The following is a 6938-nucleotide window of genomic DNA, read 5'->3' as shown; positions in this document are numbered from 1 at the left end:
ACTTCATGTACAACCATCATTTTAAAGGCGAAGCTATAATCACGTTGTGTGCGTTTAACTCGTTGTTCTTGTGCATGTTCCATAAAATAAGTCTCTTAAGGTGTAAACTTATTTCAGGACGGGACATCCTTCACCGCAAAAAAGCCCGCTCCTTGTGGGCTTTTTTGTACAGTTTATTTTTCATCCTTTTATTTTCTACATATTCATTTTAGAATTTGCCTACTTATAAAAATACCAACGCCTAGGAATAATAATGAATACCTTCACATCTGACTCACCGACCCAAGCCAGTGGTCGCTTTAGCCGTCGCGCATATCTTGCATGGAATCTACTTCTCGGCATTATTTTTACGCTAATTGCTGTTGTGGTCGGCCTGCTCATACCCGGTGCGCAAAATGCGCTGACTGAGGGTGCTATGTCAACGCCACTCATGATTATTTTCTTTATCATGTATGCCATCGTCATTTATTACAGCGTCATTTTCTTAATCCGTCGTTTACATGACCGAGACCATTCAGGATGGCTTGCACTGCTGATCTTAGTTCCTGTAGTGAATATATTGTTTGCGCTCTATGTGTTATTTGCACCGGGTAATAGCGGTAGTAATAGCTTTGGACAACCACGCCCGACCAAAGGCTGGGAAACCGTGCTGGCTGTTTTGTATATCGTGGTGTTTATAGTCGGGATACTTGCTGCGATCATGATTCCGTCTTACCAAAACTAAGTGATCCGCTCTCAACAAGCCACGATTCAACAACAATAATGATAAATCATTAGATGCCGCCTAGATCGCTCTAAACAGCAATACATCTACTCAAACAAGCTCACACAAGTGGGCTTTTTTTGTACTTTACCTTTATAATCAACGCGCTTTTTTGGTACAGGATCAAATCCTGTACTTTTTCACATTTTTATGTCGTTTTTAGCTCAATTTTTTGCGGCTAAAAATGAATGATAACAATACTTTTTACGATAATTTAAGATCATTTAATATGAATAATTCACCCAATATTAACTCTGGCTGGAACCTTGACGGTCGCTTTAATCGCATGTCATTTATCGGTTGGAATGTCTTCTATGGCCTCATGCTAAGCATACTGATGCTGCTGATTGTCAGCATGATGCCCAATACTCTCAATGCCCTAATAGCTCACGCTGAAAATCCAATGACGCAAGTGATTGGATTTATCCTAAATGTTTTAATGCTGATCCCTTTGATGATTTTTTCAGTGCGTCGTTTGCATGACTTTAATCTCTCAGGCTGGTTTGCACTCTTAGAGCTGATTCCGTTGCTCAATATCGTCATGTGCATTGCGCTGATGCTCATCCCCGGGTCTGCAAATGCCAATCAATATGGTGAGCCACGTGCATCCAAAACATGGGAGGTGGTTCTCGCCTTTCTCTTTATCGGTTTATTCTTACTGATCTTGGTAAATGTATTATTTACTGCGCGTTTTCTATTTTAAGTCGTCACTGACTTTAAGCCTATTGGTCACTGTCTTTAAGTCCTCTCATCACTGTCATAGCAACGCGCTATGACAGGCAGGTGAGTCAAAGGCTCATGCTCAACGCCGCATCTCGGTATTTGCATTTCCCTACTAAACGCTCTAGGCTGCAACAACAAGCCTTTGAATTAAATCACAATGACTGATGCTCTACCGACACCTATTTTGCCAACAAAAGAACAGATTAAAAATTTTCCATTGTTCCAAAATTTAGTGCCAGAGCAGATCCATGTCATTCACAATGCAGAACAATGCCAACACTGGGCCGATGAATTGCAGACGACTGCCTTATTCGGTTTCGACTCTGAATCTAAGCCGACTTTTCGTAAAGGTGAGGTCTCTACCGGTCCACATTTAATCCAACTTGCGACGGCGCAACAGGCGTGGTTGTTTCAAATGAACGAATGCACTTGGGATTTTTTAAGACCAATCTTGAGTAATCGTGATCAAATTAAAGTGGGTTTTGGCTTAAAAAATGATGCGCATTTATTTCGTAAAAAAGGCATCGAACTGAATAGTGTATTGGAACTCTCCAAGTGCTTTGCTTCTTTTGGTTTAAGCCAACCCGTCGGTTTAAAAAATGCCATGGCACTGCTTTTTCGTGTGAATTTTCCAAAATCTAAATCGGTCAGCACCTCCAATTGGGCCAAAAAGCGCTTAAATCCAGAACAAATTCGTTATGCCGCTGCCGATGCTTATGCCCCTGTTTTGGTCTTTGAAGAATTATTACAACGTGGCTTATTACCTAAAACCATTCCCAATACCTCCCTCAAACTAAGAATTCGTCCGCACATGAAATTATAAACCCTTAATTATTTTAATGATTTAAATTATATTCAGCGATGTAACCGCTCTGTAACTGGATATTGCCCCAATCTATGGCAAGACCAAGTGCAAAGATCGGCTGAAGAGTGCCAATGAATTTGCAGTTTATTTGCGCTAAAGATTTGAACAGTACCTTATTGCCTTAAAAATAGTCACAGCACAGTCTAAAAAAAATAAAATCGCACCTTTTAAGTACATTTATATCTTTGATTTAACTCATTTTAATTACATTAATACACATTTATATTTTTATTCGACTAAGGTTTTGATCTCTCTAGATTTTCTAGCAGAATTACATGATTTATCTCATTCATTCTATACTTTCATAATTTGTTTTCATCAGTCCCCTTTTGCTAAAACAAATCTGCCAAATACATAACACATCATAATTTAAAAACTTGGAGAATCTGACATGTTGAACTTATTTACAGGAAAAATCAGCGGTGTACTCAGCCTGACTTTACAAGGGATCAGTAAAGCAGTTGGACTGGTTTTAAATACTGTTTTGGATACAGTAGACAGCGTATTAGAGACCGTAAGTAGCTTAACAGCGCCCTTAACGGATGCACTGACTGAGCTTCCGCTCATTGGTGGGACCATCGAAAAAGTACTCGCAGTTGAAAATCAGTTAGTCGGCACCTTAGGTGATGGCTTACATGCGGTAGCCGATCAACTAGCGACAGGTGATCTTCTCGGCGGTGTACAGACCGCTCTCAATGGCGTAACTGGTGTGGTCGGTCAAACTGTGACTGAAGTTGCAGGTTTGGTTGATCATCTCAGTGGGGTGGCTGCACCAATCACAGATGTACTTTCTGACCTGCCATTGTTGGGCGGTCTATTGGATGCAGTAGGCGAAACTACGGGTAATTTAACTGGCTTGTTGGCTGAAACGGGCGACTATGTGGCCAGTATTGATCCTACCGAATTATTAACATCCGTCCTGAACGATCCTTTAGCAAGTGTGGGTAGTGTCGTGCAAGATGTTTCAGGCACTTTAGATGCCTTACTGGATGACATTGCACCGATTACATCGATTGCCACTGAACTTCCTGTAGTCGGTGATCTCGTTCAAGTGGTCGGTGAAAGTACCACAGCCCTCAATCAAGGCTTATACGATGTCGGTAGCTTACTTCAATCCGTAAACAGCGATTTATTACAAACAACCGCTTATGTTTAATGACTAAAAACACTAATACACAGCGCATTTTTATAGACCAAGAATAAAATCCAATCCTCTATTTGCACTGGCCTGACACATGTCAGGCTTTTTTAATTCATCAATTCTGATATTAGCATTTAGTGAATAGCCGTTTATTTGATAAGATTAGGCACAAATTTATTCTTAATTTGATTGAGCAAGGAGCGAAAGCATGCTGATCATCCCTGCAATTGACCTGAAAGATGGCAAATGTGTCCGTTTAAAACAAGGTCGTATGGAAGACGATACCGTATTTTCTGACGATCCAGTGGCAACTGCACAGCATTGGGTAAATGAAGGCGCGCGTCGCTTACATTTGGTAGATTTAAACGGTGCTTTCGCTGGTACACCGATTCATAAGCCTGTGGTTGAAGCGATTGCTAAAGCACAGCCTGAATTGCCAATTCAAATTGGTGGTGGTATCCGCTCTCTTGACACCATTGAACATTACCTTGATGCGGGCGTCTCGTTTGTCATCATTGGTACAAAAGCAGTAAAAGAGCCTGAATTTGTTGAAGAAGCGTGCAAAAAATTTGCAGGCCATATCATTGTCGGTATCGATGCCATGAACGGCATGGTAGCAACTGATGGTTGGGCAAATGTCACTGACGTGAAAGCCACTGATCTTGCTAAACGCTTTGCAGATGCTGGCGTATCAAGCATTGTCTACACCGACATCGCACGTGATGGCATGATGCAAGGTGTGAACGTTGAACAAACCGTTAACCTTGCAACGTATTCAGGCTTACCTGTTATTGCATCGGGTGGCGTGACCAACCTTGACGACGTGCGTAACTTAAAAGGCCAACCGGGCATTTTAGGTGCGATTACCGGCCGTGCAATTTATGAAGGCACATTGAACCTTCGTGAAGCTCAATTACTGCTTGATCAACAAAGCCTGTAATTTACCCGAGCAGAAAAGAGGTCTTCGGGCCTCTTTTTTTATTTCTCATTTTTATTTCCCCTCTTCGAACAATCAAATACACATGCCAACCGTCCAATCTGCTTGGAAAGCCAAGTTTCCGCAGCTCGCACTCATCCTGATTACCATGATTTGGGGCGCCAGTTTTATCACCGTGCAATACGGTTTAAATTTTAGCAGTCCAGTGCTGTTTGTCGGTCTACGTTTTGCCGCAGCTACACTGGCTGTGAGTCTGTTATCGCTCAAATATCTTAGACATTTTTCTCAATATGATGTCATTGCAGGCGCAAGTATTGGCGCGGTGATCGCGATCGGCTATGCGACGCAAACAGTCGGCTTGCAAAGCATCAGCAGCAGTGAATCGGCTTTTTTAACCGCGCTGTATGTACCGCTAGTTCCGATTTTTATGTGGCTGTGTTTTCGGCATAAACCACATCTGATGACATGGCTGGGAGTAAGTTTGGCTTTTGTCGGTTTGGTTTTTTTAACTGGTAATGGTTTTGGCGCTATTCAGCTCAATTTTGGGCAAATCATTACGCTGCTCGGGTCGATTGCCATTGCTTTTGAAATTATCTTGATCAGCTATTTTGCACCCCGCGTCAATCTGCGCAGAGTGACGGTTCTACAGTTGGCATTTGCCTCTCTGTTCTGTTTTTGCTTTGCCCCACTGGTGGGTGAAACCACTTTACCAAAATTTGAATGGCCATTAATCGCTGTACTCTGTGGATTAGGTCTGGCCAGCGCCGTAATTCAACTGGTGATGAACTGGGCGCAGCGCATGGTTGATCCTGCACAGGCAGCAATCATCTATGCAGGTGAACCGGTTTGGGCCGCGATCATTGGGCGGCTTGCCGGTGAACGCTTAACACCGCTCGCTCTCATTGGCGGACTGTGTGTAGTTCTTGGTGTGATTGTGAGTGAATGGCGGCCGAAATGGTTAAAGAAAAATATAGATAAAACTACAGAAGAAATATCTTAACCCTCAAAACAGCCCTCAATGACGAGGGCTGTTTTGCATGATACCCTTCATAAATAAAGGAGGCTTAAATTTAGAAGGACACCATCTTGCCCGGATTGACCATAGCCCCCAGCCCATAAGCGGTTTTCGCCATTGGAATCACCATCGGTGCAAGTGCGCGACCAAACAAAATGTCCTGATGCTGAATACTGGTGAGCATTTTAAAATCATCGGCATTGCCACAAAAATCATCGGCAATGGCTTTGCCTATACGCACGGTTTGCGCCACACCATGACCACTCCAGCCTTGCACGGCATAAATCGGATATTTCCCATCGGACTTACGGCTATCGGCTGCGCCATTCATGGTTAAATCTGTGGTGCCACTCCAAACAAAATCCAGCTCAACCTGTTTCAATTGCGGGAACACATGCTTGATTCGGCTCAGTAAATAATCATGGGTTTTTTCAGGCGTCCAGCAAGAACCCGTCCCTTCACCGCCAAACAGCAAACGGTTTTTAGATACCCCGCGATAATAATCAATTTGGAACTGTGTATCGTACACAGGTGCATCGCTCGGCAGAATTTCAGCAAGATCGAGCTCTAAGGGCGCTGTGGTACACACATAAGTATAAAATGGAATGGTGGTTTGATTATGGCTTTGCAGCAGTTTAAATGAGGCATGATGTACCCCAATCACGGCGCTCTTACGTGCTTTAATCACACCGCCAGTAGTCGTCACATAAATCCCATCTTCACGCTCATCCACCGACAGCACTTCGGTTTGCTCATAAATTTTGCCACCTTGTTGACTAAAACCATAAGCAAGGCCACGGTTTAAAGCCAAAGGATGAATATGCCCGCCGAGGGTATCGAGTAAACCGCCATAATAATTTTCCGATTTCACATGCTCAAACAACTCGTGCTTGCCCATAATCTGGGTATGGTCTTCACCCAAATATTTACGCGCATCTGCACCTTCGGTTAAACCCACCAAATGCCCTGGGTGTACGGCTGCGGTAATGTGCTGATGTTTGCGTTGTAGATCTAAATCATAGTTCTGCGCAATTTGGTCAATTAAAGACATCGCCTCCGTCGAAGTGAAGTGCCATAAGCGTTTAGCCTCTTCATAACTAAAGTGCTCAATCATTTCCCCTGCTTCCCAACGCGCCAGGCCTGGGGTTAATTGCCCACCATTACGCCCCGATGCAGCACTACCAATACGGTTTTTTTCGACCAATACTGCATCTACACCTTGTTCTGCCAAATGCAGTGCCGTGGACGCACCCAATAAGCCACCACCAATCACCACCACATCACACTCAATATCTGCATCAAGGGCATCAAAAGCCTGCCATGCGCTTAATGAGCTTTCATAGTAATTGGCTGGAAAATCAAAACTGCCACGCACAGGATTGACCCAATTCCACTCTTTACCGCTTTGCACATTGACACTGTTTTTATATTCAACATCATTTACAAATTTTGGCTTTGTATTCATTTTATTTACATTCCTATTTATCAATTCTA

The 6938-nt window shown here is 43.1% G+C and carries 7 protein-coding genes; 6 read left to right on the top strand and 1 reads right to left on the bottom strand.

The features are described from left to right. Nucleotides 1–253 precede the first annotated feature (253 nt). The 6 genes from FTU37_RS09675 to FTU37_RS09650 all read left to right on the top strand — a co-directional run bounded on the left by FTU37_RS09675 (nt 254) and on the right by FTU37_RS09650 (nt 5429). Nucleotides 254–724 (top strand): DUF805 domain-containing protein, encoded by a 471-nt coding sequence (locus FTU37_RS09675; RefSeq protein WP_168378999.1) that lies wholly within the window; start codon nt 254–256, stop codon nt 722–724. 268 nt (nt 725–992) lie between these two features. Next, nucleotides 993–1466 carry a DUF805 domain-containing protein gene (locus FTU37_RS09670; RefSeq protein ID WP_168378998.1) on the top strand — a complete coding sequence of 158 codons (474 nt, stop codon included), beginning with the start codon at nt 993–995 and terminating at the stop codon, nt 1464–1466. Nucleotides 1467–1643: 177 nt separating this feature from the next. After that, complete coding sequence (locus FTU37_RS09665; RefSeq protein ID WP_168378997.1) at nt 1644–2309, top strand: 3'-5' exonuclease; 666 nt, start codon at nt 1644–1646, stop codon at nt 2307–2309. Between the two features lie 433 nt (nt 2310–2742). Then, complete coding sequence (locus FTU37_RS09660; RefSeq protein WP_168378996.1) at nt 2743–3507, top strand: hypothetical protein; 765 nt, start codon at nt 2743–2745, stop codon at nt 3505–3507. 193 nt (nt 3508–3700) lie between these two features. Further along, entirely contained in the window at nt 3701–4432 is a 732-nt protein-coding gene (gene hisA / locus FTU37_RS09655; protein ID WP_168378995.1) for a 1-(5-phosphoribosyl)-5-[(5-phosphoribosylamino)methylideneamino]imidazole-4-carboxamide isomerase, read from the top strand. 82 nt (nt 4433–4514) lie between these two features. Beyond that, on the top strand, nt 4515–5429 hold the full coding sequence (locus FTU37_RS09650; protein WP_168378994.1) for a DMT family transporter: 915 nt from the start codon (nt 4515–4517) through the stop codon (nt 5427–5429). Between the two features lie 70 nt (nt 5430–5499). Here FTU37_RS09650 and FTU37_RS09645 read toward each other — a convergent pair whose 3' ends face one another. After that, nucleotides 5500–6909 carry an FAD-binding oxidoreductase gene (locus FTU37_RS09645; RefSeq protein ID WP_168378993.1) on the bottom strand — a complete coding sequence of 470 codons (1410 nt, stop codon included), beginning with the start codon at nt 6907–6909 and terminating at the stop codon, nt 5500–5502. Between the last annotated feature and the right edge of the window lie 29 nt (nt 6910–6938).

The sequence above is a fragment of the Acinetobacter sp. YH12097 genome (genome assembly GCF_013419225.1).
In the GTDB taxonomy this organism is placed as follows: Bacteria; Pseudomonadota; Gammaproteobacteria; order Pseudomonadales; family Moraxellaceae; genus Acinetobacter; species Acinetobacter amyesii.
The sequence above is the reverse complement of the archived record's forward strand: the minus strand, read 5'-3'. Positions and strand labels throughout refer to the sequence as shown.

What these genes read in the sequence shown, in the direction of transcription:
- FTU37_RS09675 (WP_168378999.1), top strand. Translation starts at nt 254, where the DNA reads ATGAATACCTTCACATCTGACTCACCGACCCAAGCCAGTGGTCGCTTT.
- FTU37_RS09670 (WP_168378998.1), top strand. Translation starts at nt 993, where the DNA reads ATGAATAATTCACCCAATATTAACTCTGGCTGGAACCTTGACGGTCGC.
- FTU37_RS09665 (WP_168378997.1), top strand. Translation starts at nt 1,644, where the DNA reads ATGACTGATGCTCTACCGACACCTATTTTGCCAACAAAAGAACAGATT.
- FTU37_RS09660 (WP_168378996.1), top strand. Translation starts at nt 2,743, where the DNA reads ATGTTGAACTTATTTACAGGAAAAATCAGCGGTGTACTCAGCCTGACT.
- hisA (WP_168378995.1), top strand. Translation starts at nt 3,701, where the DNA reads ATGCTGATCATCCCTGCAATTGACCTGAAAGATGGCAAATGTGTCCGT.
- FTU37_RS09650 (WP_168378994.1), top strand. Translation starts at nt 4,515, where the DNA reads ATGCCAACCGTCCAATCTGCTTGGAAAGCCAAGTTTCCGCAGCTCGCA.
- FTU37_RS09645 (WP_168378993.1), bottom strand. Translation starts at nt 6,909, where the DNA reads ATGAATACAAAGCCAAAATTTGTAAATGATGTTGAATATAAAAACAGT.